Origin of the sequence: Mycobacterium sp. ELW1 (assembly GCF_008329905.1) — a bacterium.
Lineage (GTDB): Bacteria > Actinomycetota > Actinomycetes > Mycobacteriales > Mycobacteriaceae > Mycobacterium.
The window spans coordinates 5362379-5388832 of record NZ_CP032155.1; the positions used below are offsets into that span (position 1 = coordinate 5362379).

23 protein-coding genes and 4 pseudogenes are annotated in these 26454 nt (G+C 65.5%); 13 read left to right on the forward strand and 14 right to left on the reverse strand.

Annotated features, from left to right (window positions below):
• The first annotated feature begins 55 nt into the window (after nt 1-55).
• Nucleotides 56-856 carry a crotonase/enoyl-CoA hydratase family protein gene (locus D3H54_RS25675; protein ID WP_102807258.1) on the forward strand — a complete coding sequence of 267 codons (801 nt, stop codon included), beginning with the start codon at nt 56-58 and terminating at the stop codon, nt 854-856.
• On the opposite strand, the gene D3H54_RS25680 is transcribed toward D3H54_RS25675, so the two are convergent.
• The 3 genes and pseudogenes from D3H54_RS25680 to D3H54_RS25690 form a co-directional block, all read right to left on the reverse strand.
• Nucleotides 843-1541, reverse strand: a complete 699-nt coding sequence (locus D3H54_RS25680; RefSeq protein WP_168215115.1) for a cutinase family protein — start codon at nt 1539-1541, stop codon at nt 843-845. The two genes, D3H54_RS25675 and D3H54_RS25680, sit on opposite strands and share 14 nt — an antisense overlap.
• Before the next feature lie 235 nt (nt 1542-1776).
• Nucleotides 1777-2283: pseudogene (locus D3H54_RS25685) on the reverse strand (cytochrome P450); the annotation flags it as partial.
• 112 nt (nt 2284-2395) lie between these two features.
• A pseudogene (locus D3H54_RS25690) lies at nt 2396-3100 on the reverse strand (cytochrome P450 family protein); the annotation flags it as partial.
• 59 nt (nt 3101-3159) lie between these two features.
• Between D3H54_RS25690 and D3H54_RS25695 the strand changes: the two are divergent.
• On the forward strand, nt 3160-3879 hold the full coding sequence (locus D3H54_RS25695) for an acetoacetate decarboxylase family protein (RefSeq protein WP_210419594.1): 720 nt from the start codon (nt 3160-3162) through the stop codon (nt 3877-3879).
• 55 nt (nt 3880-3934) lie between these two features.
• Here the strand turns inward: D3H54_RS25695 and D3H54_RS25700 are convergent, their stop codons facing one another.
• The gene (locus D3H54_RS25700) at nt 3935-4966 is read right to left on the reverse strand and encodes an LLM class F420-dependent oxidoreductase (RefSeq protein WP_115317438.1); all 1032 of its coding nucleotides are present in this window, start codon (nt 4964-4966) and stop codon (nt 3935-3937) included.
• Nucleotides 4967-5033: 67 nt separating this feature from the next.
• On the opposite strand from D3H54_RS25700, the gene D3H54_RS25705 reads away from it, so the two are divergent.
• The 5 genes from D3H54_RS25705 to D3H54_RS25725 are packed head-to-tail and all read left to right on the forward strand — an operon-like array spanning nt 5034 to nt 9583.
• On the forward strand, nt 5034-6026 hold the full coding sequence (locus D3H54_RS25705; protein ID WP_210419595.1) for a Zn-ribbon domain-containing OB-fold protein: 993 nt from the start codon (nt 5034-5036) through the stop codon (nt 6024-6026).
• A gap of 13 nt (nt 6027-6039) precedes the next feature.
• Nucleotides 6040-7098, forward strand: coding sequence for a thiolase family protein (locus D3H54_RS25710; RefSeq protein ID WP_149382372.1), 1059 nt, complete (start codon nt 6040-6042; stop codon nt 7096-7098).
• 2 nt (nt 7099-7100) lie between these two features.
• Nucleotides 7101-8279 carry a thiolase family protein gene (locus tag D3H54_RS25715; RefSeq protein WP_115317440.1) on the forward strand — a complete coding sequence of 393 codons (1179 nt, stop codon included), beginning with the start codon at nt 7101-7103 and terminating at the stop codon, nt 8277-8279.
• Nucleotides 8280-8284: 5 nt separating this feature from the next.
• Nucleotides 8285-9163 carry a TIGR03619 family F420-dependent LLM class oxidoreductase gene (locus D3H54_RS25720; protein ID WP_149382374.1) on the forward strand — a complete coding sequence of 293 codons (879 nt, stop codon included), beginning with the start codon at nt 8285-8287 and terminating at the stop codon, nt 9161-9163.
• 3 nt (nt 9164-9166) lie between these two features.
• Nucleotides 9167-9583, forward strand: a complete 417-nt coding sequence (locus D3H54_RS25725) for a nuclear transport factor 2 family protein (protein WP_149382376.1) — start codon at nt 9167-9169, stop codon at nt 9581-9583.
• Nucleotides 9584-9601: 18 nt separating this feature from the next.
• Here the strand turns inward: D3H54_RS25725 and D3H54_RS31930 are convergent, their stop codons facing one another.
• Together D3H54_RS31930 and D3H54_RS25730 are read right to left on the reverse strand one after the other, a co-directional pair.
• The gene (locus D3H54_RS31930) at nt 9602-9736 is read right to left on the reverse strand and encodes a hypothetical protein (protein ID WP_286199000.1); all 135 of its coding nucleotides are present in this window, start codon (nt 9734-9736) and stop codon (nt 9602-9604) included.
• 85 nt (nt 9737-9821) lie between these two features.
• Nucleotides 9822-10346 (reverse strand): gamma carbonic anhydrase family protein, encoded by a 525-nt coding sequence (locus D3H54_RS25730; RefSeq protein ID WP_149383739.1) that lies wholly within the window; start codon nt 10344-10346, stop codon nt 9822-9824.
• 120 nt (nt 10347-10466) lie between these two features.
• Here D3H54_RS25730 and D3H54_RS25735 point away from each other — a divergent pair.
• The 3 genes and pseudogenes from D3H54_RS25735 to D3H54_RS25750 form a co-directional block, all read left to right on the forward strand.
• Nucleotides 10467-11264: pseudogene (locus D3H54_RS25735) on the forward strand (3-ketosteroid-9-alpha-monooxygenase, oxygenase component); the annotation flags it as partial.
• A gap of 235 nt (nt 11265-11499) precedes the next feature.
• Nucleotides 11500-11850 (forward strand): annotated as a pseudogene (locus D3H54_RS25745) (3-ketosteroid-9-alpha-hydroxylase); the annotation flags it as partial.
• 2 nt (nt 11851-11852) lie between these two features.
• On the forward strand, nt 11853-12314 hold the full coding sequence (locus tag D3H54_RS25750; protein WP_115317444.1) for a hypothetical protein: 462 nt from the start codon (nt 11853-11855) through the stop codon (nt 12312-12314).
• A 23-nt stretch (nt 12315-12337) separates the two neighbouring features.
• Here the strand turns inward: D3H54_RS25750 and D3H54_RS25755 are convergent, their stop codons facing one another.
• From D3H54_RS25755 to D3H54_RS25765, 3 genes are all read right to left on the reverse strand, one after another.
• Nucleotides 12338-13474, reverse strand: coding sequence for a sulfotransferase family protein (locus D3H54_RS25755; RefSeq protein WP_149382380.1), 1137 nt, complete (start codon nt 13472-13474; stop codon nt 12338-12340).
• A gap of 67 nt (nt 13475-13541) precedes the next feature.
• The gene (locus D3H54_RS25760; RefSeq protein ID WP_149382382.1) at nt 13542-14324 is read right to left on the reverse strand and encodes an SDR family oxidoreductase; all 783 of its coding nucleotides are present in this window, start codon (nt 14322-14324) and stop codon (nt 13542-13544) included.
• 4 nt (nt 14325-14328) lie between these two features.
• Nucleotides 14329-15456: a hypothetical protein gene (locus tag D3H54_RS25765; protein WP_149382384.1), complete on the reverse strand. Its 1128-nt coding sequence runs from the start codon at nt 15454-15456 to the stop codon at nt 14329-14331.
• A gap of 124 nt (nt 15457-15580) precedes the next feature.
• On the opposite strand from D3H54_RS25765, the gene D3H54_RS25770 reads away from it, so the two are divergent.
• Nucleotides 15581-16492, forward strand: coding sequence for an IclR family transcriptional regulator (locus D3H54_RS25770; RefSeq protein ID WP_149382386.1), 912 nt, complete (start codon nt 15581-15583; stop codon nt 16490-16492).
• Nucleotides 16493-16522: 30 nt separating this feature from the next.
• On the opposite strand, the gene D3H54_RS25775 is transcribed toward D3H54_RS25770, so the two are convergent.
• The gene (locus tag D3H54_RS25775; protein ID WP_149382388.1) at nt 16523-16915 is read right to left on the reverse strand and encodes a hemophore-related protein; all 393 of its coding nucleotides are present in this window, start codon (nt 16913-16915) and stop codon (nt 16523-16525) included.
• Nucleotides 16916-17166: 251 nt separating this feature from the next.
• Here D3H54_RS25775 and D3H54_RS25780 point away from each other — a divergent pair, with 251 nt between their 5' ends.
• Nucleotides 17167-19674: a PQQ-dependent sugar dehydrogenase gene (locus D3H54_RS25780; protein ID WP_286199326.1), complete on the forward strand. Its 2508-nt coding sequence runs from the start codon at nt 17167-17169 to the stop codon at nt 19672-19674.
• On the opposite strand, the gene D3H54_RS25785 is transcribed toward D3H54_RS25780, so the two are convergent.
• The 4 genes from D3H54_RS25785 to D3H54_RS25800 are packed head-to-tail and all read right to left on the reverse strand — an operon-like array spanning nt 19671 to nt 24616.
• Nucleotides 19671-21761 carry a RecQ family ATP-dependent DNA helicase gene (locus D3H54_RS25785; protein WP_149382391.1) on the reverse strand — a complete coding sequence of 697 codons (2091 nt, stop codon included), beginning with the start codon at nt 21759-21761 and terminating at the stop codon, nt 19671-19673. The genes D3H54_RS25780 and D3H54_RS25785 overlap by 4 nt on opposite strands.
• 31 nt (nt 21762-21792) lie before the next feature.
• Nucleotides 21793-22845: a 4-hydroxy-2-oxovalerate aldolase gene (gene dmpG, locus D3H54_RS25790; RefSeq protein WP_149382393.1), complete on the reverse strand. Its 1053-nt coding sequence runs from the start codon at nt 22843-22845 to the stop codon at nt 21793-21795.
• Between the two features lie 54 nt (nt 22846-22899).
• Nucleotides 22900-23817: an acetaldehyde dehydrogenase (acetylating) gene (locus D3H54_RS25795; RefSeq protein ID WP_149382395.1), complete on the reverse strand. Its 918-nt coding sequence runs from the start codon at nt 23815-23817 to the stop codon at nt 22900-22902.
• A 13-nt stretch (nt 23818-23830) separates the two neighbouring features.
• A complete protein-coding gene (locus D3H54_RS25800; protein ID WP_149382397.1) occupies nt 23831-24616 on the reverse strand; it encodes a 2-keto-4-pentenoate hydratase in 786 nt (261 codons plus the stop codon).
• A 154-nt stretch (nt 24617-24770) separates the two neighbouring features.
• Here D3H54_RS25800 and kstD point away from each other — a divergent pair, with 154 nt between their 5' ends.
• Entirely contained in the window at nt 24771-26453 is a 1683-nt protein-coding gene (kstD, locus tag D3H54_RS25805; protein ID WP_149382399.1) for a 3-oxosteroid 1-dehydrogenase, read from the forward strand.
• Nucleotide 26454 lies beyond the last annotated feature (1 nt).

Sequence of the window (26454 nt, forward strand, 5' to 3'; positions counted from 1 at the left end):
AACGTGTTACATTTCCTGACAAGTCTGTGGCAGTGACGCTGGAAGGCAGGTACCCGTGAGCGAGTCCGAAAAAAGCCCCGACGCCCTCATTGAGCAGCGCGGACACACTCTCATCGTCACGCTGAACCGGCCCGAGGCCCGCAACGCACTTTCCACCGAGATGCTCTCGATCATGGTGGAGGCTTGGGACCGCGTCGACAACGATCCGGAGATCCGCACCTGCATCCTGACGGGCGCCGGCGGCTACTTCTGCGCGGGCATGGACCTCAAGGGCGCGACCAAGGCGCCTCCCGGCGACTCGTTCAAGAGCGGCGCCTTCGATCCGACGAAGATCGAGGGTCTGCTGAAGGGGCGCAGGCTCACCAAGCCGCTGATCGCGGCCGTCGAAGGCCCAGCCATCGCGGGCGGCACCGAGATCCTGCAGGGCACCGACATCCGGGTGGCCGGCGAGAGTGCGAAGTTCGGTATCTCCGAGGCCAAGTGGAGCCTGTACCCGATGGGTGGCTCGGCCGTGCGCCTGCCGCGGCAGATCCCGTACACCATCGCCTGCGACCTGCTGTTGACCGGCAGGCACATCACTGCAGCGGAGGCGCTGTCCTACGGGCTGATCGGGTACGTGGTGCCCGACGGCACGGCGCTGGACAAGGCGCTCGAGATCGCCGAAGTCATCAACAACAACGGCCCGCTCGCCGTGCAGGCGATCCTCAAGACCATCCGCGAGGCCGAAGGCATGCACGAACTCGATGCCTTCAAGCCCGACACCGCCAACGGCATCCCGGTATTCCTGTCCGACGACGCCAAGGAAGGCCCGCTGGCGTTCAAGGAGAAGCGGGCCCCGCAGTTCAAGATGCGCTAGGCGCCTTCGGGGCCGTCGCCATTGACGCGGCGATCTTGTCCGCCGCGAAACCGGCTGCCTGCGCCGTCATACCGTTGGCGGCGTATGCCTGGTGGGCCCCGTTGTCGCCGCCGGTCGGCGAGCAGATGGGGTCCTCGGGGACGCACTGGTCGATGGTCTTGGCGGCGTAGAGGCTGCCCACCGTGATGGGCGGCGCGGTCCTGTCGATGCTGTTCAAGAACCCGTTGGACGGCTTGCCGAACAGTGCCACGGCGGAGACGTGCTTGGCGATCTCCGGCGCCATCGGTCCGGTGATGCCGTCGGGCGGGATGTAGCCATCCGGGATCTTGTCGGCGGTGACGTAGCCGGCCACCGCCGCACCCTGCGAGTAGCCGCCCAGCACCATCTTGGTGTTCGGGCACCTGCTCGCCATGTCCCGGACCCGGTTACTGGCGTCGATCACGCCATCGGCCGCAGTCGAGAACTGCACTGAAGCAGGGTAATTCACCGCGTACACGTCGACGGACTTACCCGCCAATTGCGGCTGAGCTCGCAACTCGTCGACGAACGCCTGCCCGATACCGCCGACACCAGGCGGTTCGAAGGTGCCACGGGCGAAGACCACCTCGACGTCGGCACAACCTTCGTCGGCCGAGGCGACTGGGCTGCCCGTCGGCGCCGTCACCAGCGTCGCGGTGGTCAGCATCGCGGCGAGAAAGAACCGCCGCAGGTAATGGGCCTGGTCAGATTCGGTCACACTCATGTCGCCCCACAACTAGTCACGATGTCGCCCCGGTCGGCAAGCAACACCATTCACGCCGGGATGGGGTCATTTTCCCAAAATCGGGAGTACTCAAACACCTGAGAACGCACCGAGCGTCGCACCAGCGTCACGCTGGGCGCCGGCCGTGGCTCAGGTGTGACGGTCGCGCGAGTCGCGCCTACGCCAGCACCGGTCGCGACGGCGTGAACACCACCGGCATCTCCTCGAGGCCGCTGACGAAGTTGGCCGGCCGCAACGGCAGCGCGGACTCGTCGGCGAGCCGCAGGTCCGGCAGACGCTCGAGAACCTTGCGCACCATGGTGCTCAATTCCAGCCGGGCCAGCTGATTGCCGAGGCAGAAGTGAGTTCCGAAGCCGAAGGCCAAGTGGCTGTTCGGGTTCCGGTCGATACGGAAGTTCTCCGGATCGCCGAACACCGACTCGTCGAAGTTGGCGGCCTCGAACATCAAGAGCATCTTCTCGCCCTCGCGCAACTGGGTGCCGTGGAAGTCCACATCGCGCATGGCGGTTCGGGCCATGTTCTTCACCGGCGAGGTCCAGCGCAACATCTCTTCGATGGCGCCGGGTATCAGGCTCGGATCCGCGACCAGGCTCTGCCACTGATCCCGATGGCGCACAAGCTGTTCGGTACCGCCCGACAACGTGTGCCGAGTGGTCTCGTCCCCGCGCCGATGAGATCATCGAGTGGTCCGATCCAGCTGATCCGCGCATCATTGCCTGATCCCTGGCAGCCGAGCTCGCGTTCGGTACCGCGACAACGTGCGCGAGTGTCTCCCCGCCGATGAGAATCAGCAGGGTCTCCATGATGATCTCCTGATCATCCATCCGCTGGCCTTCGACCTCGGAATTGACCAGGATCGAGAACAGGTCGTCGGTCGGTTCGGCCCGGCGCTTGGCGATCGTCTCGGTGGCGTATGCGGAGTACCCGGCGAACGCATCCATGACCGCTTGCAAGGTCTCGGCGTCAGCGGCGGAGTTCAAGCCGCACACCAGGTCATCGGACCACTTCAACAGCGTCGAGCGTTCCTCTGGCAGCACACCGAGCATGTCGCCGATGACGGCCATCGGCAGCGGCGCGGCGATGTCGCGGACGAAGTCGCACTCTCCCCGCTCACATACCGCATCGATCAGCGTGTCGCACAGGTTATCGATCCCGGCGACCTTGTCCATCACCCGCTTACGGGTGAAGCCCGCGTTGACGAGCTTGCGCCGCAACAGATGTCCGGGATCGTCCATGTCGATCATGTAGGGCATGCCCGGGTTGTCGGGCCGGATGCCGCCGGTGTTGGAGAAGGTCTCGGGATCGCGTTCGGCGTCGATGACGGCCTGGTAGCTCGTCGCGGCGGCAAGACCGTTGCGGTCGCGAAACACCGGCTCGTTGGCCCGCATCCAGCGATACGCGTCGCGCGCCCCTCCGTCGGCGTAGAAATTGCCGTCAGTCAGATCAACATTCGGCTTGGCCGGCGCCAGAGTGCCTGTCATCTCGTTTCCTCCACTACTTTTCGTTCACGCTTGGTGTCAAAGCGGTTTACAGTGACCGCATGTCTGATTCGCAGCACACGATCGCCGGCACGGTGCTCACCATGCCGGTGCGGGTTCGCAAGGCCGACGTCCACACGGCAATGTTCTCGGTTCCGGCCGATGCCGCGCAGCGACTTGTCGATTACAGCGGCCTGAAGGTCTGCGAATTCCGCCCGGGCCGCGCGGTGGTCAACCTGATGCTGGCCCGCTACATCGACGGAGACCTGGGCAAGTACAACGAGTTCGGAACTTGCGTGATGGTCAATCCGCCGGGCTCGAATGCCCGCGGGCTCAAGGCACTCGGCGACGCCGCGGCGTTCATCCACCACCTGCCGGTGGACCAGTCCTTCACTCTCGAGGCCGGCCGCACCATCTGGGGCTTCCCCAAGATCATGGCCGACTTCAACGTGCGCGAGGCCAATCCGTTCACTTTCGACGTCAGTGAGAACGGATCGCTGATCGCCGGAATCGAGTTCCACCGCGGCCTGCCGATCCCGTCGCTGCGCCCGCGCACCCAGGTGCTCAAGACGTACACGTTCGCCGACGGCACCACTCGCGAGGTGCCCTGGGAGATGAAGAATTCCGGCGTCCGCTTCCGCCCGGGCGGTGCCACACTGCGGCTCGGCGACCACCCGTACGCCAAAGAGCTGGCCACGCTGGGCCTGCCGAAGCGCGCGATGGTGTCGGGATCGGTCGCCCACGTCGACATGACGTTCGGCGACGCCCACGTGCTGCGCTGAGCCGAGCGTCATCCGGTCAATCTAGAGCCCCGACTAGACAACTCGCAAGAAGTGTCTACAACAGGGCTGCGGCCTCGTGGATCTGCTCGGGAGTCCGGGCGCCGATGACCATCATCGTCACCCCGGCGGCCTCCCACGCGACGATCTGTTTGCGCACGTAGTCGATGTCGCCGACGATCGCCGAGTCGTCGACGAGTTCGTCGGGAACCGCCTTGGCCGCGTCGTCCTTGCGGTCGCTACGGAACAGTCGGGTGACCTCGTCGACGACCTCGGAGTAGCCCATCCGCCGGTAGACGTCGGCGTGGAAGTTGGTGTCTTCCGCGCCCATTCCGCCCATGTAGAGCGCCAGGTGCGGCTTGATCAGGTCCATGATCGAGGCCCGGTCGTCGGTGACGACCACCTGCGCGGTCGCGCAGATCTCGAAGTCCTCGCGGCTGCGGCGCGCGCCCGGACGGGCGAAGCCTTCGTCGAGCCACTCGTTGTACATCGGCGCCAGCCGCGGCGAGTAGAAGATCGGCAGCCACCCGTCGCAGATCTCGGCGGCCAGCGCGACGTTCTTCGGGCCCTCGGCGCCGAGCATGATCGGGATGTCGGCCCGCAGCGGATGCACGATCGGCTTGAGCGGCTTACCCAACCCGGTGGTGCCCTCCCCGGACAGCGGCAGCGGGTAATGCGGGCCGGCGCTGGTGACCGGGGCTTCGCGCGCCCAGACCTGCCGGATGATGTCGATGTACTCACGGGTGCGCGCCAACGGCTTCGGGAACTTCTGCCCGTACCAGCCCTCGACGACCTGGGGTCCGGAGACACCCAGCCCCAGGATGTGGCGACCCCCGGAAAGATGGTCCAGCGTCAGCGACGCCATCGCACACGCGGTCGGGGTACGCGCCGACAGTTGCACCACCGAGGTGCCCAACCGCATCCGGGTGGTTTCGCGTCCCCACCACGCCAGCGGGGTGAACGCATCCGAGCCCCACGCCTCCGCGGTGAATACGGTGTCGAACCCGGCCTCCTCCGCCACGGCCACCAACTCCGCATGGTTCGTCGGGGGTTGTGCGCTCCAGTATCCGAGTTGCAGACCCAGCTTCATCGGTGCCGCCTTTCTGGCCGGGACACGGTCCTTGCCACGATTCTTAGAACCTGTTCTACTCGATGATGTGACCACCAGCCAAAGCAGCCCGGTGCAGATCGACGCGCATCAGAAGCCCCTTTCGGCACCGCTGAAGCTGTCATTCGACTACACCCGTTCAGTCGGACCACTCCTCGGCCAGTTCTTCACCGCTTTGCGTGAGCGACGCATCCTCGGTGTCCGCGGTTCGGACGGGCGAGTGCTCGTACCACCCGCTGAGTATGACCCCGTGACCTACGCGCCGTTGACGGAGGTGGTACCGGTCGCCAGTGTCGGGACCGTCGAGTCGTGGACCTGGCAGTCCCACCCGCTGGAGGGCCAGCCGCTGGACAAGCCGTTCGCCTGGGCGCTGATCAAGCTCGACGGCGCGGACACCGCCCTGCTGCACGCGGTCGCCGCGGATTCGCCCGACGCGATCAGCACGGGCGCGCGGGTGCATGCGCACTGGATCGACGAGCCCGTCGGCGCGATCACCGATATCGCGTACTTCGCGCTCGGTGACACCGAAGAATCCGTGGAGCCGTCCTCGGACGACCGCGAGCCGGTGACCATCCTGGTGTCGCCGAGCAGCATCGAAATCCAGCACACCGCATCGCTTCCGGAGAGCGCCTTTCTGCGCGGACTGGAAGACGGCAAGCTGCTGGGCGCCCGTACCGGCAGCGACGGCAAGGTGTACTTCCCGCCGAAGGAAGCCGATCCGGCCACCGGCCTCGAGCTGGACAACTTCGTTGAGCTGCCGGACAAGGGCACGGTGACGACGTTCGCCATCATCAACATCCCGTTCGCCGGGCAGCGCATCAAGCCGCCGTATGTCGCGGCCTACGTGTTGCTCGACGGCGCCGACATCCCGTTCCTGCACCTGATTCAGGAGATCGAGGTCGCTGACGTGCGGATGGGCATGCGGGTTCAGGCGGTGTGGAAGCCCCGCGAGGAGTGGGGTCTGGGCATCGACAACATCGAGTACTTCAAACCGACCGGCGAACCCGACGCCGAATACGACACCTACAAGCACCACCTCTAAAGGGAATCGCCACATGACTTTTCGCGATGTAGCGGTCGTCGGCTTCGCGCATGCTCCGCATGTCCGGCGTACCAACGGCACCACCAACGGCGTCGAGATGCTGATGCCGTGCTTCAAATCGCTCTACGGCGAGCTGGGCTTGAAGCAGACCGACATCGGCTTCTGGTGCTCCGGTTCCTCGGATTACCTTGCCGGCCGCGCGTTTTCGTTCATCTCGGCGATCGACTCGATCGGCGCCGTGCCGCCGATCAACGAATCACACGTCGAGATGGACGCGGCCTGGGCGCTGTACGAGGCGTACATCAAGATCCTGACCGGCGAGGTCGAGACCGCGCTGGTGTACGGCTTCGGCAAGTCCTCGGCGGGCACGCTGCGCCGAGTCCTGGCTCTGCAGACCGACCCGTACACCGTCGCGCCACTGTGGCCCGATTCGGTGTCGATGGCCGGCCTGCAGGCCCGGTTCGGCCTGGACTCCGGCAAGTGGACCGAAGAGCAGATGGCTCAGGTCGCGCTGGACGCGCTGGCAGTCGGACGTACCGATTCCGAGAAGCCGGCCGCTAGCATCGATGAGCTGCTGTCCCGGCCGTACTTCGCAGATCCGTTGCGGCGCCATGACATCGCTCCGATCACCGACGGAGCGTCGGCCATCGTGCTGGCGGCCGGCGATCGGGCCCGCGAGCTGCGGGAAAACCCGGCCTGGATCACCGGTTTCGAGCATCGCATCGAAACGCCGGTGCTCGGCGCGCGCGACCTGACCACGTCGCCGTCAACCGCCGCGTCGGCCAAGGCGGCCACCGGCGGAGACACCAGCTCCATCGAGATCGCGGAGATCTACGCCCCGTTCAGCCACCAGCAGCTGATCCTGACCGAAGCGATCGGCCTTCCGGAGTCGACGAAGGTCAACCCGTCGGGCGGCGCCCTGGCTGCCAACCCGATGTTCTCGGCCGGCCTCGAGCGGATCGGGTTCGCCGCCCAGCACATCTTCGATGGCTCGGCGGGTCGCGTCCTGGCCCATGCCACCAGCGGCCCTGCGCTGCAACAGAATCTGGTCGCCGTGCTGGAGGGGAAGTAGTCATGGCCAAGAAGCTCGCCGCAGTTCTCGGAACGGGACAGACGAAGTACGTCGCCAAGCGCAAAGACGTGTCGATGAACGGTCTGGTGCGCGAGGCGATCGACCGGGCGCTGGAGGACTCGGGGTCGACCTTCGACGACATCGACGCCGTCGTCGTGGGCAAGGCACCCGACTTCTTCGAGGGCGTGATGATGCCCGAGCTGTTCATGGCCGACGCCGTGGGCGCCACCGGCAAGCCGCTGATCCGGGTGCACACCGCGGGTTCGGTGGGCGGGTCGACGGCCATCGTCGCCGCCAGCTTGGTGCAATCGGGCAAGTACAAGCGCGTGCTCACCATGGCGTGGGAGAAGCAGTCCGAGTCGAATGCCATGTGGGCGTTGAGCATTCCGGTGCCGTTCACCAAGCCGGTGGGCGCCGGCGCGGGCGGCTACTTCGCACCGCACGTGCGCGCCTACATCCGTCGCTCCGGCGCGCCCCTGAACATCGGCGCGATAGTCGCGGTCAAAGACCGGCACAACGGCGCCAAAAACCCACTGGCGCATCTGCACCAGCCCGACATCACCGTCGAGAAGGTGATGGAGTCCCCGATGCTGTGGGATCCCATCCGCTACGACGAGACCTGCCCGTCCTCGGACGGCGCGGCGGCCATGGTGATCGGTGACGAGGAGGCCGCCGACGCCCGGGTCGCCGACGGACATCCCGTCGCCTGGGTGCATGCGACGGCGCTGCGCACCGAGCCGCTGGCTTACGCCGGCCGCGACCAGGTCAATCCGCAGGCCAGCCGTGATGCGGCGGCCGCACTGTGGAAGGCGGCGGGGATCACCAGCCCGATCGACGAGATCGACGTGGCCGAGGTCTACGTGCCCTTCTCCTGGTACGAGCCGATGTGGCTGGAGAGCCTGGGCTTCGCGCCGGAGGGCGGCGGCTGGAAGCTGACCGAGGCCGGCGAGACGGCGATCGGCGGCAAGATCCCGTTCAACCCCTCCGGCGGCGTGCTGAGCTCCAATCCCATTGGTGCGTCAGGCATGATCCGGTTCGCCGAGTCGGCGATCCAGGTGATGGGCAAGGCCGGCGCGCACCAGGTCGAAGGTGCACGCAAGGCGTTGGGCCATGCGTACGGCGGCGGCGCGCAGTACTACTCGATGTGGGTGGTCAGCTCGGATAAGCCAGCCGCGAAATGACCCGCATGCAGTACACGGTCAGCATCGCGTTCAGCCCGCTGGACCAGCTCATCGAAATCGCCAAGGCGGCAGAAGATCTCGGCTTCGACAACATCGCGCTGCCGGACTCGATCTTCTATTTCGAGAAGCAGTCCGTCGACTATCCCTACACCGCCGACGGCAAGCGGATGTTCGACGAGAACTCGCCCTGGGTCGATCCGCTGATCCTCGCGGGCGCATTGGGTGCGGTGACCTCGAAGCTGCGCTTCTACACCAACGTGATGAAGCTCGGTTCGCGAAACCCGCTGCTGCTGGCCCGCCAGGTCGGTTCCGTGGCGAACCTGACCAACAACCGATTCGGCTTCGGCGTGGGGATCGGTTGGGCGCCTGAGGAATTCGAGTGGTGCGGGGTACCGTACGCCAAGCGAGGCAAGCGCGTCGACGAGATGATCGACGTCATCAAGCTGGTACTCGCCGGCGGCATGGTCGAGCACCACGGCGAGTTCTACGACTTCGACCGGCTGCAGATGAGCCCGGCGCCGTCGGTGCCGGTGCCGTTCTACGTGGGCGGCCACACCGACGTGGCGCTCAAGCGTGCGGTCCGGATCGGCGACGGCTGGACCAGCGCGATGATGACCTGCGACGAGCTGGCCGAGACGATCTCCACGCTCAAGAAACTGCTGGCCGAGGCCGGTCGCGCCGACGACCCCTTCGAGTACCAGGCGGTCTGCATCGACAAGTTCGGCGTCGATGGTCACCGCGATCTGGTCAAGGCCGGCGTCACCGACTACATCGGGATTCCATGGGTGTTCGAGGGGTTGCCCTTCGACGCGCCGGTCGATAAGAAGATCGACTCGATGAAGCGGTTCGCCGAGACGTACATCCACTCCGGCTGGCAGGACTGAGCCGTGACGGTCACGGATCCGAACGCGGCGGTTCACCAGGCGGGACGGCGATCCCGTGAGGCGGCCATGGCTCATGACAAGCAGGCGTGGCTTGCGGTGTTCGCCGACGATGCGATCGTCGAAGATCCGATCGGACCATCGCATTTCGACCCCGAGGGCAAGGGACACCGCGGCAAGGAAGCGATCGCGAAGTTCTACGACATGGCGATCGCCCCCAGCACGCTGACGTTCAATTTCGAGAAGACGTATCAGTGCGGCAACGAGGAAGCCAACGTCGGCCACATCGTGATCGAGTCCAGCGGGTACCGGGTGATCGCCGAGGGCGTCTTCACCTATCGCGTCGACGACGACGGCAAGATCGTCGCGCTGCGGGCATATTGGGAGCTGGACAAAGCGGCCGCCAGCGCCCAGAAGATCTAGGCGTTCAACACTCGAGGCCTACGCGGCGGGGGCGGTCGCCTCGGCATAGACCAGCGGCCATTCAGCCGGTGCCGGTGCGGCCAACGAGCAGGCCGCGCACACCGCGGCTCCGATGGTGGGATAGCCACACGCCGGGCAGATATCGAGTGCCATCCTCAGTCCTCCACGCGCTACGCCTTGTCAGTAGCCGGGACATACCCTGCGGCGAAATCGGCCAAACTCCCGCGAGACGGAGGTCTCAGACTTCGTGGAAGCCCGTCAGATAGCGCTGCGCCAGATCCTGGTACGCCTTGGGGTTGATGTTCACCCAGACCTCGGCCCTAGTTCCGGCGATCGGACCCTTGACCTTCGCCGGTGATCCGGTGACCAGTACCTCGTCCGGGATGTGGGTGCCGCCGACCACCAGTGAATGCGCAGCGATCATGCTGCGGGCCCCGATCACCGCACCGTCGAGGACCGTGCAGTGATTGGCGATCAGCGCCTCGGCCCCGACGTGCACTCCGTGGATGGTGCACATGTGCGCAACCGTCGCCCCGGGACCGATGTCCACCGGGATGCCCGGTGGGGCGTGCAGCACCGAGCCGTCCTGCACGTTGGCGCCCTCCCGGATCACGATCGGCGCGTAGTCCCCCCGCAGAACCGTGTTGAACCACACCGATGCGCCGGCCTCCACGGTCACGTCCCCGATGAGCACCGCGGTGGGCGCGACGAATGCAGTCGGATCCACCCGCGGTGAACGCCCTTCGAACGAATACATCGGCATCGTCCAGATATACCGCACTTCAGATGGGTAATCCGCAGCTAGTTCTGCTCTCATTGCGCGATGAGTCTGAAAAACTGTAACGTGTTCTAGTTAGAACCTACGAGTTGGAGGGGCGCGAGGGTGACAAGCGGCATTCGCGAGATCGACACTGGAACCCTGCCGGACCGGTACGCCCGGGGCTGGCACTGCCTGGGCCCGGTCACTGACTACACCGACGGCAAGCCCCACCCGATCAACGCGTTCGGGACCAAACTGGTGGTTTTCGCCGATTCCAACAACGATGTGCACGTCCTGGACGCCTACTGCCGGCACCTCGGCGGTGACCTGTCGCAGGGCACCATCAAGGACGACGCCCTGGCCTGCCCGTTCCACGACTGGCGCTGGGGCGGCGACGGTCGTTGCCGCCTGGTCCCCTACGCCAAGCGGACCCCGCGATTGGCCCGCACCCGGTCCTGGGAGACCGACGTGCGCAGCGGGCTGTTGTTCGTCTGGCATGACCACGAGGGCAACCCGCCGCAGCCCGAGGTGCGGATCCCGGAGATCCCTGAGTACGCGGGCGGCGAGTGGACCGAGTGGAAGTGGAACTCGATGCTGATCGAGGGCTCCAACTGCCGCGAGATCGTCGACAACGTCACCGACATGGCGCACTTCTTCTACATCCACTTCGGTTTGCCGACGTACTTCAAGAACGTCTTCGAGGGCCACATCGCGTCGCAGTACCTGCACAACGTCGGCCGGCCCGACGTCACGCTCGGCGGCTCCGCCTACACCGAGTCACACCTGGATTCAGAGGCGTCGTACTTCGGCCCGTCGTTCATGATCAACTGGCTGCACAACAACTACGGCGGTTTCAAAGCCGAGTCGATCCTGATCAACTGCCACTACCCGGTGACGCAGGACTCGTTCATGCTGCAGTGGGCCCGTCCTTCCCCTCCTCAAAGTCAGGGTGGTCGGTCGGGGTCGCGTCGGGTCGTCGGTCGTCGGGTGTGTGGGGCCTCTCTCTCCTCTCTTCCTCTCTTCCTTCTCTTCTTTTTTCGTTCTTTCTCCCTTCTTTTCTTTCTTTTCTCTCTTTCTTCTTTCTCTTCTCTTATTTTTTTTTTTTTTTTTTTTTTTTTTTTTTTTTTTTTTTTTTTTTTTTTTTTTTTCTGCAGTGGGTGTGATCGTCGAGAAGCCCAAGGGCATGGACGAGTCCATGAGCGACAAGCTGTCGGATGCCATGGTCGTCGGCGTCAGCAAGGGCTTCCTCCAGGACGTCGAAATCTGGAAGCACAAGACCCGCATCGACAATCCGCTGCTCGTCGAAGAGGACGGCGCCGTCTACCAGATGCGCCGCTGGTATCAGCAGTTCTACGTCGACGTCGCCGACGTGACGCCCGACATGACCGACCGCTTCGAGCTCGAAGTGGATACCGCCCCGGCCAACGAAAAGTGGCAGGTCGAGGTTCAGGAGAACCTCAAGAAGCAGGCCGAAGCCGATTCTGAAGGACAGCCGACTCAGGTGTGACTATGACCCCCGAGGATCCACCGCCCGACGTCGACGATCTGGCGCGGTCCATGCTCGAGCTTCTCGGCGTGCACGAGCACGACGAGCCGCACGAGCACAGCGACGATGCGTCCGGATCATGGTCCAAGGCACCGGGTTTCGCCGCGGACCCGCAGCGGTTGGCTGCTGTCCAGGAGGCGACCCGCCAAGACCGGGAACGGTACCTGTCGGCCGGCCTGGTCGAGATCGACTGCCGGTTCTGCCACATCGCGGTGAAGGTCAAGAAGCTCGGAGCCGCCCACACCGCGGTGCAGTGGAGCAGCGAAGCGCAACAGCGCTGCGCCTACTTCGCCGAGATCCGGGAAGCGGGCGGCAGCAGCGCCCGTACCCGATCCTGCCCGAAGTTGTCCGACAGCATCAGACATGCTGTGGCAGAAGGATGTCTGGAAGAGTACTCCAGCGCACCCGCACCCGGTGACGGCTGAGTTTTCCTGCGCGAGCGGGGCCGCTACAGCCCCTTGAAGCGCTCCTTGACCTGCTCCTCGGTCAGACCGTAGTCGGCCAGCGAGTAGGTGTGCTTGGGCGCCCGCGGGCCCTGCTTGCTTTCCTCGTCCGTCCGCTGGATCGCCGCTCGCGCCTCATCGGTCAGCTCGATACCGAAGTGCGAGTAGATCTTTTCCACGGTGCTGATCGGTTCGCGGATGAGCTCGAAGTAGTCGACATCGTAGAACTGCGCCGGATTGTGCTTGGCGCGTTCGGTGTTGAACAGTTCCAGTCCGCGTGACCAGGTCTCCAACGAGTCGGCACCGATGACCTCGTCTTTGAACGTGTTCGACCAGCCCTCGGTGGTGTGCTGGGCCAGCGAGCACATCGAGGCCATGATCGTCTCCGCCGGCCGGTGGCACTGCAGGATCAGCGCATCCGGATAGACGGCGAACACCGCGTCGAGGGCGAACAGATGGCTGGGATTCTTGAGAACCCAACGCTTCTCGGGATCGTTGAGTCCGATCAGCTGCAGGTTCTTGCGATGCCGCGCGTACGACTTGGTCCAGTCCTGTCGCGCAAGCCATTGCGCGTACGTGGGCACGTGCGCGAGCGTCTCATAGGACACCGAGTGCACGGACTGGCGCAGCAGCTGCCAGCACTCCTCCACCTCGTCGGCGGTCATGTAATGCAGGCCCGTGTAATCCGGGTTCTCCTCATGGGCCTTGGTGAACTGTGCATCGATCTGCTGGAAGACCGGGTTGTCCTTCCAGGATTCCCGCGGCGGGCGGGGCTGCGGGAACTCTGCGAGCCACAGCTCCAGGCCCTGGTGCCGCGGATCTCCGCACAGCAGTCGGTGCAACGCGGTGGTACCGGTGCGCGGCAGTCCGGTGACGAAGATCGGGCGCTCGATCGGCACGTCGACGTGCTCCGGGTACTGCTTGAAGGCAGCCTCGGAAACGAGCCTGGCCACCAACGCATTCCGCACGAAGAACCGGTGCATCTTGCTGCCGAGTTCGGTCAGGTCCGCCTCGTTGCGAAACGACTCGAGCAGCACGCTCAGCGCTTCTTGATAGTTGTCGTCATCGACGCCGAAGTCGTCCATGCCGGTGGCTTTGACCGCCGAGGCCTTCAGACTCTCGACGGTGAGAAAGTCGCTCATCGGTTCTTCACCTCGTTCGCTCCGGTCCTCGCTCGTGCCTCGCTGCGATCCTCACTCACTCCCACCATCAGTTGTGATACTCCCCGCAATTGACGTCCAGGGTCTGGCCGGTGATGCCGTTGGACAGATCGCTGGCCATGAACAGGATCGCCGAGGCGACCTCGTCCTCGGTGGGTAGCCGCTTGAGATCGCTGTTGACCGCGGCGGCCTTGTAGATCTCGTCGACGGTCGTGCCGTACTTCCCGGCCTGATGCTCGAAATAGCCCTGCAATGTGCCACCCCAGATGTAGCCGGGCAGAACCGAATTCACGCGGATGCCCTGGGGCCCGAGTTCACTTGCCAGCGACTGAGACATCGACAGCAACGCCGCTTTGGCCAGCTTGTAGGCGCCCTGCTTGGGGTCGGAGTGCCGGAGCACCATCGAGTTGACGTTGACCACCGAGCCCTTGGCCTCGACCAATGCCGGGGTGAAGCTCTGGATCAGCCGCAGCGCGCCGAGCACCGTGAGCTCCACCGTCTCGCGGATGTGGTCGAACGAGGTGTTGGCGAAGGGCTTCATCGACGGCACCTTGAACGCATTGTTGATCAACACGTCGACCTTGCCGTAGGCCGCCAGGGTCTCCTTGACCAGGTTGTCGACCTGAGCCTCGTCGGTGATGTCGGTGCCCACCGACAGCGCGCGGCGGCCGAGGTCGGTGACCTGCTTGGCCACATCGTCCAGACGCCCGACCGTACGTGCCGCCAACACCAGGTCGGCGCCTTCCTCGGCACATCGGCGCGCCAGTGTGGTGCCCAGCGCGGGGCCGACGCCACTGATCACGACGACCTTGTTCTCGAGCAAGCCGGCCATGTGTTTACCCCACCATCCTGTTGCCAATTAGTTTCTGACGCAGTGCGATTCGCTCACGCCAGTCGTCTTCGGAGATCTTGTTCTGCTCGTAGTAGGGCAGCTTTCCCGCGACTTCGCCGAGATCGACGATCTCCATCGTCGGGCCGTCTGCCTCGGTCAATGCGCGCGACACTCGCTGCCAGCGGAACTGCAGGTAGCCCTTGCCATGCCCGAGCGTCTCGACCCAGTTGGTCACCCCGGGGCTCTTGTCGGCGACGACGATACGGATCTTGCCATCCGGATCAGCCTGCGCCTGAGTCCCATTGAGCGAGGTCTGGTGGTTGATGTAATCCAGCGAGATGTACCAGAGGCTGCCGAGCTGGAAGCCGAGGTACGGGGCGTCGGTGACCGGCAGCGTGATGATGATCGCCTGATCGGCAGTGATGTCGTAGTGCCCGACCGATGAGTACTGGGTGGCCAAGCCGCCCGGGGTGAGCCGCGGTGCGGTCAGCGTGTTGACCGGCAGGTTGTCGTAGAACCATTTGGGGAACTGCAGCCACGTCTTGACGCGTTGCACGAGCTGCTTTCCCGCTGTCGCCCAGCGCCTTTCGATCAGCTCTTTGGTCAGCGCCGGCGGCGCGGTGCCCGCGGTGTCCGTCCGCGCGATCGCGAAGCTGCCTCGCTCTGCCGACCAGTCGTTGTACACCTCACGAATGACGAGCTGCGCGTTGCTATCCGGGGTGAATCGCCACTCGAAGGTGCCGTCGGCGGCGATGTCGAGCTTGCGGTCGTCGAACGCGGTTTCGCTGTCCGGAACCACTTCGTCGGTGTATTCGCCCCCGAGCAACTGGAAGCTGACGTCGGTGGTGGTCCCGCGCTTACCTGTGACGACGTACTCGTTGCCGGCCACCACCCTGGTGCCGAAGTACATGGTGTCCGGATTGTCCAAGCCCATCTTGGTGAACGGGCCGGTGCCGGAGTGCAGGAAGGGATGGTCGCGGTCGTAGTCGAAGGCGACGTGCGTGCAGGCCGCGACACAGCCGGCCAGATACTGCAGGCCCTCGAGCAGATCCGCCTCGCTCTCGATGAAGTCGGCTTCCTTCACCAGACGTTCGGACTCGGCAATGGCGTCCACCAAGGGCTGTGTGTACATGACCGCCTCGCGTTTCAAAATTGGACCGCACTGGTACGTTGTTGGGACTGAGACTAGAACGTGTTCTAATCTCCGTCAACCAACATGGTGTTCCATATATGGAACGCAGAGGTAGGATTTTGCAATGCCGGACGGTTCCATATCTGGTCGATCATCGCCCCCCACGCAACGCGTGGTGGCGATCCTGGACTTCCTGGCCAAGCACCCGCAGGACAAGTTCGGCCTGTCGGAACTCTCCCGGAGATTGCAGCTTGCCAAGCCGACCTGCCTCGGCATCGTCACGACGCTGACCGAGTCGGGCTACCTCGTGCGGGACGCGGCCGACAAGACCTACCGGCTGGGGCCCAGCCTGATCACGCTCGGCCACCTCGCTCAGGAGTCGTTGCGGGTCAATCCGGCGGCGCGCGCCGAACTCAGCAGGCTGTCGAAGACTTTCGAGACCACAGCGGCGCTGGCCGGCGTCGTGGACGACCGGATCACGCTGCTCGAGTTGGTCGGACCACCCGGTTCCGATGTCGGAGTGCGGGTCGGGCAGAGCTACCCATTCGCCCCGCCGGTGGGCCTGATGTTCGTGCTGTGGGACGACGAAGCACTGCGCGGCTGGCTCGGCCGCGCGCCGACCATTCCGCTGCGGACGGAGACGGAGCGGCTGGACCGCGTCATCGCCGAATGCCGGACCGCGGGATACCTCGTCGAACGACTCACCCCCGGTGGCCGGCGGCTGTACGCGCTGATGGCGGGCATGTCCAGCTCGATGCCCGACGAACTGCGAGCCCTGCTGGGCGAATTGATCTCCGATATCGGTGAGCGGGTGTACCTGCGAAGCGAAGCCGAGGGGCCGGGGTCACGCCAGCGGCACGACGTCAGCGTCATCTCCGCACCCGTCTACGACCACCACCACCGGCAGGCGATGGTGGTGTCACTTCAGATCGGGCGGGCGCTCACCGATTTCGAAATCGCCAAGCATGCAAAAGGTTTGGTGGCAACCGCAGACGCGCTCACCATGCAACTGGGCGGCACCAAACCGCAGTGGTGATCTCGCGGGCCCCAGCCCCGACGGCAGCGACTACAGCTCGCCGATGACGACCAGCGCTTCGGCGGGCTCCACCTGCAGGCCGCACCGGTCCTTGAAGTCCACCAGCGGCGCCTTGATGGCCCGGATGTCATTGGCCTGGTCCGGGTGGTCGTTGAAGTAGGTGTTGAACGCCCCGACCGCGCTGAAAGCCGACTGCCGGGTGGCGTCGAGCAGCGCCTCATTGGCGTCCGGATGTACGGCGAAGTAGTCGGAGAGATTCTTGGTCACCGAGCTGATCGTGGCCGACAGACCCGCTGCCGAGCAGTCGGTTGCCGCCGCAGGGGCAGGCGCGGGCGCGGGATCGGCAACAGCGGACGGCATCGACACAACCGCGCCGGCCGCACCCGCGGCCAGCACTGCCATAACGGCACGACGTATGGACATTGGGTTCTCCCTTCACGGCGCGCAGCAGTACGGCCGCACAGCCACTGAAAGGAACGTCGCGCCGGTACCGCACCGCGTTACCGGCGGCGTTGCGTAGGCCGGTGTCGGCGAGCGCAAAAATTCAGTAGCGCGCTACTGCATTCGCCCAGCGCTGCGCGACCGACGATTCCCCTACACAGCAAGCCTGGGGGGGCAGTTGTATGGGATCGCACGGATACGCGCAGTATGTCGGCAGGGTGGGGACTTTGGCCGTGGCCCTGGGGATCGGCATGGGATTGGGCTACGGCACGCCCACCGCCTGGGCCGACGACTCCACGTCGAGTTCACCACCACGAGCTGACAGCGGAACAGGGCACAGCGCCGGCAGCGCGCGCTCCCACGGCACCGGCTCGGCCCGCCGCGGGCAAGGGCACCCCGCCACGCCCGCCGGCGTGGTGCCGCCGCGCGTGCGCACCGGCCAAACAGCCTCGGCGGCAACCACTCCAGGGCGGATGTCAGCCCGCACGGTGCCGGCGGCCGCGCAGACCGGGGAACCCGGCACGGCCTCGTTGGCGTTCGGGCCCGGCCTCGATGACACCGGGCACAGCGGAAAGCCGACGTCGACGGCACCGTCACCGGGCAACCCTTTGGCCAATCTGCTTCAGCCGGTGAAGGTTTGCGCGTGCAAGCTCGTCATGCGAGTGCTCGAGACCATTGGCAAGGCCGTCGGCGGCGAGCAGAGTGGTGGCGGTCCCGCCTTGCCACCAGTCGATAATCCGGTGTTGGCGGCCGTTGCCGAGTTCGCGCGCCGTGGCATCAACCAGATCCTTGCCATCCCGCCGATCGCCCATGCCGTTGCGGTCGTCAACAAACAGCTCGCACTCGTGCTCGACCGGCTCACCTTCGCCTCGCAAGACCTGATTCGGTGCGCCAACCCCGTTCAATCCCAGCCACTTCCAGCCGACCTGGACCGCACCACGATCACCTCCGGGCTGGATCAGCCGACTGACTTCCAGTTCCTTCCGGACGGCCGCATCCTGATTCTGCAGCGCGACGGCTCGCTCAAGATCGCCCCCAACACCGACGGCGCGACCGCCGTCAAAGTCGGTCAGATCCAGCCGTCGGACGCGTTCGAACTGGACCCGGATTTCGTGCACAACGGCTACCTCTATACCACCTACAACTCGACCGACTCCCACGCCCGACTGTCACGATTCACCATGGTCAACGACACCGTTGATCCGAAATCCGAGAAGGTGCTGATCGATTCGGTGCAAACCGGATCGATGCATCAGGGCAACACCATGGCGTTCGGGCCCGACGGCAAGATCTATTTCGCGATGGGCGATGACAGCCTGAACACCAACGGCCAGGACTTGTCGAACATCTTCGGCAAAATTCTTCGGATCAATCCGGACGGCACCATCCCGCAGGACAATCCGTTCTACAACACCCCCGGCGCGCGCCAGGAGATCTACGCGCTGGGCATGCGCAACCCGTTCCGGATGACGTTCACCCCCACCGGCCAGCTGCTGGTGGGCGACGTCGGCGACGAATCCTGGGAAGAGCTCAACAACGTCGTCGCGGGCGGCAACTACGGCTGGCCGGTTCAGGAGGGGCCCTGTACGAGTTGCGCCTACGACAATCCGGTCTACGCCTACCCGCACACTCCCCCGCCGGGCCGCGCGGGTTCGATCACCTCGGTGATCGTGTACACCGGCACCGCGCTACCGGCCGAGTACCAGAACAAAGTATTCGTCGCCGACTACACGCTGCACTGGCTCAAGGCGCTGACCTTCGACTCCACCTACACCAATGTGATCGGCGAACAGCTCCTGGACACCGACGCAGGCACGACTGTGCAGATGCGGCAGGGTCCGGACGGCAATCTGTATCAGCTCAACATCTATCCCGGAGAGCTGTACCGGATCGCGGCGTCCGGCGGAAACCGCGCTCCCACAGCCGTTCTGACCGCGACCCCGACCAACGGGTACTCCCCGTTGAGCGTGCAGTTCTCCTCCGCAGGCTCCAGCGATCCAGATCCGGGGACCACACTGAGCTACAACTGGGACTTCGGGGACGGCGGCACGTCAGCGGCCGCGAACCCGGTGCGCACCTACAACACCGACGGCAGTTACACCGTCACGCTCACAGTCAGTGACGGGCAGCGGACCAACACCGCGAGCCAGAAGGTCGTCGTCGGCAGCACACCGCCGGATGTGCAGATCCTGACCCCGATCAACGACTCGCACTACAACGCCGGTGACGTCATCAGCTTCAGCGCCACGGCCACCGACGCGGAGGACGGCGCCCTGCCTGACAGCGCCTACAACTGGCGGGTGATCTTCCACCACGCCGACCACATCCACCCCTACGTGGACAGCGTCGTCGGACCCAGCGGCACCGTGTCGCTCGCCACCAACGAACACAACGTGGCCACCACGTGGTACGAGATCAGCCTCACCGTCACCGACAGCAGTGGACTGTCGACGACGAAGACGGTGAACATCAAACCCAACCTCGTGACATTGACGTTCACCAGCAACGACCCGGCCGCGGTGTACACCATCGACGGCATTCCGCACACGGGTACGTTCAGCCAGCAGGCAGTCGTCGGCGTCGTGCGACACCTCGACGCGGGCTCTCCGCAGACAGTCGTCGACGGGCAATTGATCTTCAACCGGTGGTCGGACGGCCTGAGTCAGCAGCACGAGATCTCCACGCCGGGAGGCGATTCCACCTACACGGTGTATTTCGACAAGACGCCGAGCAGTGTTTAACTGACGCCTGCGAGCGCGAACGGCAGTACTTCCGACACACCGGCCCGACGCAGGCAGCGCGCCGCGGTGGTGAACGTCCAGCCGGTGTCGGTGAGGTCGTCGACCAGAAGCACCGCCCGCGGAACCTGCTGCAGTGCAGTGAAGTCGGGCTCCTGCCAGGCGTCGTGCAACGCCGCGACCCGGTAGGCCGAGTTCACGGCCGTAACCGGCCGCCGCGTCGGGCGGTAGTGAAGTGTTCCCAGATCCGTCAGCCGCCCCGCTTGCCCCAGACGTTCGACGACGGAACGGATCAGGATCGGATGACTCGACGAGTCGAGTCCCATGACGGCCTCGGGTCGGGTATCCCACGGCCAGTCCGCCAATACGGCGAACGCGGCGCGGACGAACTCGTCGGGGACCGGACCGTCCGGCGCATCCAGCAGCCGGCGCAACCGGGTGCCCCAGCCCAGATCTGTGAGCCGCCCGATCGCGCGGCCCTCCAGCGGCCCGTCGTCGATACGACCGCTCACGTCGACCCCGAGTTTGGCCATGCCGGTGGGCCATATCCGCCGCGGCGCCAGCTCGACACCGCACTGCTGCAGCCGGTCGTTGGCCGCGACGAGCGCACTCTCGTCGACATCGGCGATGAACCGGGATCCGGCGCAGTTGTCGCACCGGCCGCAGCGATCCTGTGCTGACAGTTCCGGATCGTCCAATTGCGCACGGAGGAAAGCCATCCGGCAGCTCGTCGAGTTCTGATAGTCGAGCATGGCCTGCTGTTCGCGGCGCCGGGCCGCGTCCAGCGTCCGATAACGCTCTTCGTCATAGGTCCACTGCTGGCCGGTACCGATCCAGCCGCCCTTCACCCGTTGCACCGCGCCGTCGACATCGAGCACCTTGAGCACCATCTCGAGCCGGTTGCGGCCCAGGTCGACGAGCGGTTCCAGCGCGGGTGTCGACAGCGGACGATCCGGCTCCAGTGCGCTGATCACCTTGCGCACCAATGCTTCCGGCGGGAATGCGACAGAGGCGAAATAGCTCCATATCTCGGCGTCCTCACGCCCGGGAAGCAGGATCACCTCGGCGCGGGCGGTGGCGCGGCCGGCGCGCCCCACCTGCTGGTAGTACGCGATCGGTGACTGCGGTGCCCCGAGGTGGATGACGAAACCCAGATCGGGTTTGTCGAATCCCATGCCGAGCGCGGAGGTGGCCACCAGGGCCTTGACCCGGTTATCGAGGAGGTCGACCTCCATCTGCTCCCGCTCAGCGGGGTCGGAGGCGCCGGTGTAGGCGGCAACCTGATGACCCTGCTCCCGCAGGACCACCGCCAGATCGCGAGCGGCGGCGACGGTCAGGGTGTAGATGATGCCGGACCCCTCCAGCGAACTGAGCTGCGCCGCAATCCAGGCCGCGCGCCCGGCAGCGGTGGGGATTTTCACGACCGACAGATGAAGCGACTCGCGGTCCAGGCCGCCACGCAGCACCAGCGTGTCACCGCCACCGACGCCCAGCTGGGCCGCCACATCGCCGACCACCCGGTCGTTGGCCGTCGCCGTGGTGGCCAACACCGGTACGCCGGAACCCAATTCGGCGATCAACGTTCTGATACGGCGGTAGTCCGGCCGGAAATCATGTCCCCAGTCGGAGACGCAGTGCGCCTCGTCCACCACCACCAAGCCTGCGTCGGCGGCCAACGAGGGCAGCACCTGGACGCGGAATTCCGGATTGTTCAACCGCTCCGGGCTGACCAGCAGCACGTCGAGATCACCGTCGGCGACTTGGCGGTGGATGTCGTCCCACTCGGTGACGTTGCCGGAGTTGATGGTCGCCGCCCGAACGCCCGCGCGCTGCGCGGCGCTCACCTGGTTACGCATGAGAGCCAGCAGTGGTGACACGATCACCGTCGGCCCGCGGCCGTCTTCACGCAGCAACTTGGCGGCGACGAAGTAGACAGCCGACTTGCCCCAGCCGGTGCGTTGCACGACCAGAGCCCGCCGCCGGTGCACCACCAGAGCCTCGATGGCCGTCCACTGGTCATCGCGCAGCACCGCCTGCGGGCCGGCCAACTGCTCGAGGATCTTCTGGGCGTCAGCGCGGGTCGCGGTCATGGACCCCATCGTGCCCGGAGACGACGACACCTTACGAAGAGGAGGCGGCTTCCTGCTCGCGCTTGATCTCCAGCGCGATGTCGATCAGCTGATCCTCCTGGCCGCCGATCAGCTTGCGCTGGCCGACGCGGAGCAACAGCTCATGGGCGGGCACGCCGTAGCGCTCGCCCTGACGAACCGCGTGCTTGAGGAAGCTGGAGTACACCCCGGCGTAACCCATCACCAGCGCGTTGCGGTCCAGCAGGCACTCTGCCGGCATGGCGGGCGCGACGACCTCTTCGGCGGCGTCGGCGATCTCGAAGAAGTCGATACCGGTCTTGACGCCGATCTTGTCGAACACCCCGACCAGCGCCTCGACCGGCGCGTTGCCGGCACCGGCGCCGAAGCGTCGGCAGGACCCGTCGATCTGCTTGGCGCCCGCGCGGACGGCTTCGACCGAGTTGGCCACGCCGAGGCCGAGATTCTCGTGGCCATGAAAACCGACTTGAGCGTCGTCACCGAGCTCGGCGACCAGCGCGGCCACCCGGTCGGCCACGCCTTCGAGCACCAGCGCGCCGGCGGAATCCACCACATAGACGCACTGGCAGCCGGCATCGGCCATGATGCGCGCCTGCGCGGCAAGCTTCTCCGGAGAGATGGTGTGGCTCATCATCAGGAACCCGACGGTCTCCAGCCCCAGCTCGCGGGCCAGCCCGAAGTGCTGGATCGACACGTCGGCCTCGGTGCAGTGGGTGGCGATCCGGCAGATCGAGCCGCCGTTGTTCTGCGCCTCCTTGATGTCTTCCTTGGTGCCCACACCGGGCAGCATGAGGAAGGCGATCTTGGCTTCCTTGGCCGTCTCGGCGGCGAGCTTGATCAGCTCCTGCTCGGGGGTCTTGGAGAACCCGTAGTTGAAGCTCGAGCCGCCCAGCCCGTCACCGTGGGTCACCTCGATGACCGGGACGCCTGCGTTATCGAGCGCGGCGACGATGGCACCGACCTCGGCGAGAGTGAACTGATGGCGCTTGTGGTGGCTGCCGTCGCGCAGCGAGGTGTCCGTCATCCGGACGTCCCAGCTCGCGTCGAACCAAACTTCAGAGCTCATGGCGCCACTCCTCCTCATCGCTCGTTCCTCGCTCTGCATCGTCGATGTCGCGACTCATGCTTGCGCTCCCGTTCCTGCCGACGCCCGTTCCTTCGCGATTTCCTCGCCGACCTTGGTGGCCGCGGCGGTCATGATGTCCAGGTTTCCCGCGTACGGCGGCAGGTAGTCACCCGCACCCTCGACTTCGACGAACGTCGTGACGACGAAGTTGCCGCCGTTGACCACCGACGGCTCGTCGAACTGCGGCTCGTTGAGCAAGCGGTAGCCCGGCACGTAGGTCTGCACCTCGGCCACCACATCCTTGATGGACTGGGTGATCGCGTCGTGGTCGGCGTCCTCGGGGATCGCGCAGAAGATGGTGTCGCGCATGATCATTGGCGGATCAGCCGGATTCAGGATGATGATCGCCTTGCCGCGCTTCGCGCCGCCGATCACCTCCACACCGGCACTGGTGGTCTTGGTGAACTCGTCGATGTTGGCCCGGGTACCGGGGCCGGCCGACGCCGACGACACCGACGCGACGATCTCGGCGTAGGGCACGTCCACGACACGCGAGACGGCGTAGACCATCGGGATCGTGGCCTGGCCACCGCAGGTGACCATGTTGACGTTGGGGGCGTCCAGGTGCGCACGCAGGTTGGCCGGCGGGATCACGCCGGGGCCGACAGCGGCCGGGGTCAGATCGATCGCGCGGATACCGGCTTCTTCGTAGCGGGGCGCGGCGGCCCGATGCACATAGGCGCTGGTGGCCTCGAAGACCAGGTCCGGCTTCTCCGACTGCGCCAGCAGCCAGTCCACGCCCTCGTGGCTGGTCTCCAGTCCGAGCTTGCGCGCCCGGGCCAGACCCTCACTCTCGGGATCGATGCCGATCATCCAGCGCGGCTCGAGCCACTCCGAACGAAGGAGCTTGTACAACAGATCGGTGCTGATGTTGCCCGACCCGACAATGGCAACCGAACTCTTCTGGGCCATATAGAGCCTCCTGTTACTCGAAGGACAGCCGGACTGAACCCAGCCCGGCGAAGTCGGCGACGAACTGATCGCCGGGGCGGCAATCGATGGCCCGGGTGCACGAGCCCGGCAGGACGATGTCGCCTGCCTTCAGCCGCACCCCGAAGCTCTCGACCTTGCGGGCCAGCCACGCGACCGCGGTGACCGGATTGCCCAGCACGGCGTCGCTGCGGCCTTCGGCCACCACTTCACCGTTGCGGGTGAGCACCGCGTCGATACCCTTGATATCAACGTCTTTGGGCGAGACGCGCTCCTTGCCGAGTACATAGCCCGCCGACGACGCGTTGTCGGCGATGGTGTCGCACAGCGCGATCTTCCAGTCCGTGATCCGGGTGTCGATGAGTTCGATCGCCGGGGCGAACGCCGCGGTGGCCGCCAGCACGTCGTCCTCGGTGCACCCGGCACCGGGCAGGTCGTCGGCGAGGATGAATCCGACCTCGACCTCGACGCGCGGGAACAGGAAGCGACCCGCGGGAACCGGCTGGTCCTCGAACACCTCCATGTCGGCCAGCAGATGGCCGTAGTCGGGCTCGTCGACGCCCATCATCTTCTGCATGGCCTCCGACGACAGGCCGACCTTGTGACCGACCACCCGGGCGCCTTCGGCGATGCGCTGCCGAATGTTGATCAGCTGGATTTCGTAGGCGTCGACCACGTCGATATCGGGGTATTTGGCCGTCAACGGCGTCATCGGGACGCGACTGCGCTCCGCCTCGGCAAGGTCGGCGGCAAGCTCTTCGCGCGTCGAAACGCTCAGCATTCCCGGGAGTCCCATCGTCGGTGTGACCGGGGCGAACGGCGCCCGGTGCGGGCAATTCTAGTGCCGTCCGCAGCGCCGTGGGGTAAGCGTTCCGCTGATCGGAAAGGAGGGGTCAGTAGCGCCCGGACGGGGCAATTCTATAACGTGTTCTAGTATGACAGCTCAGGAGTTCGACGTCGTCGTCGTCGGAAGCGGTGCTGCCGGCATGGTCGCCGCACTTACCGCCGCTCACCAGGGACTATCGACAGTCGTCGTCGAGAAGGCCGCGCACTTCGGCGGCTCGACCGCCCGCTCGGGTGGCGGCGTGTGGATCCCCAACAACGAGATCCTCAAGCGTGACGGGGTCACCGACACCAAGGAAGCCGCGCGTACGTATCTACACGCGATCATCGGCGACGTGGTGGAGCCCGAGCGCATCGACACCTACCTCGAACGCGGGCCGGAGATGCTGTCGTTCGTGCTCAAGCACACACCGCTGAAGTTGTGCTGGGTGCCCGGGTACTCCGACTACTACCCGGAGGCGCCGGGGGGCCGTCCAGGCGGACGCTCGGTCGAGCCCAAGCCGTTCGACGCCAAGAAGCTCGGGCCCGACGAGAAGTTCCTCGAGCCGGCATACGGCAAGGTCCCGCTCAATGTCGTTGTGATGCAGCAGGATTACATGCGTCTCAATCAGCTCAAGCGCCATCCTCGCGGTGTGTTGAGGAGCGTGAAGGTCGGTGCCCGAACAGTGTGGGCCAACGCTCGTGGCAAGAATCTGGTGGGCATGGGCCGCGCGTTGATCGCCCCGATGCGAATCGGCCTACGCGAGGCCGGTGTTCCGGTGCTGCTCAACACCGCGCTGACCGATCTGTACGTCGAGGACGGCGTGGTCCGCGGTATCTACGTCCGAGACACCACCGGCCCGGAAGCCGCTGACCCTCAACTGATCCGCGCGCGCCGGGGCGTCATCCTGGGTAGCGGCGGGTTCGAGCACAACGAGCAGATGCGGGTCAAGTACCAGCGCGCACCCATCACCACCGAGTGGACGGTGGGGGCCGCGGCCAACACCGGTGACGGCATCGTCGCCGCCGAAAAGCTGGGCGCGGCACTGGAACTGATGGAAGATGCCTGGTGGGGTCCCACCGTCCCGCTGGTCGGCGCGCCGTGGTTCGCATTGTCGGAGCGCAACTCTCCCGGATCGATCATCGTCAATCTGGCCGGCAAGCGCTTCATGAACGAGTCGATGCCCTACGTCGAGGCCTGCCACCACATGTACGGCGGCCAGTACGGGCAGGGCGCCGGTCCCGGCGAGAACGTCCCGGCCTGGCTTGTCTTCGACCAGCAGTACCGGGACCGGTACATCTTCGCCGGACTGCAACCAGGACAACGCATTCCGAAGAAGTGGATGGAGTCCGGCGTCATCGTCAAGGCCGACACCCTCGAGGAGCTGGCGAAGGTCGCCGGACTGCCCGCCGATGCATTCCTGGCGACGGTCCAGCGATTCAACGGGTTCGCTCGCTCCGGTAAGGACGAGGACTTCCGCCGCGGCGAAAGCGCCTACGACCGCTACTACGGCGATCCGACCAACAAGCCCAACCCCAACCTCGGCGAGATCAAACACGGGCCGTTCTACGCCGCCAAGCTGGTGCCCGGCGATCTCGGCACCAAGGGCGGCGTCCGCACCGATGTCAACGGACGGGCTCTGCGCGACGACGGTTCGGTGATCGAAGGCCTGTACGCGGCCGGTAATGTCAGCTCGCCGGTGATGGGCCACACCTATCCCGGCCCGGGCGGCACCATCGGTCCCGCGATGGCGTTCGGCTACCTGGCGGCATTGCACATTGCAGGGAAGGGCTGAC